This is a genomic window from Pseudomonas sp. FSL R10-2189 (genome assembly GCF_009600325.1).
Classification (GTDB): domain Bacteria; phylum Pseudomonadota; class Gammaproteobacteria; order Pseudomonadales; family Pseudomonadaceae; genus Aquipseudomonas; species Aquipseudomonas helleri.
Map to the genome: position 1 here is coordinate 1 of NZ_WIVZ01000136.1, position 344 is coordinate 344.

Genomic DNA, 344 nt, shown 5'->3' on the forward strand with positions numbered 1-344 from the left:
CTTATCCACGCAATCCTGAACGCAGTATCGGCAATATTTCTGAGGAGTTATTGATTGAGCTTGAGCTGCAGTCTTTGGATGACGATGGGCAATTGGTTCGGCGTAATTACCGTATTCGTTTCAATCCTGTCGAAGGTGGACGCTTTATCTCGGCAAAGCAGCATTTCGATTCGAGCGTAGAAATGCCTTTGTTGGGGATTGATGTCATGGCATTGGAGCCTTTGCAATGAACAATTCCAAGTCGATATCACCTCAACAACCAGTGGAAGGGCGGTCTCAAGGAGCAAGTGCAACAGTCAGTTAATTTTCTGAGCTTGCTAAGCGAAACAATCCCGCTTCCAAAA

At 45.9% G+C, this 344-nt stretch carries 1 protein-coding gene; it reads left to right on the forward strand.

Going from position 1 to position 344, the window contains the following annotated elements:
• Positions 1–230: hypothetical protein (locus tag GHO32_RS26585; RefSeq protein ID WP_178113959.1), on the forward strand; the 230-nt coding region annotated here is incomplete at its 5' end.
• Positions 231–344 lie beyond the last annotated feature (114 nt).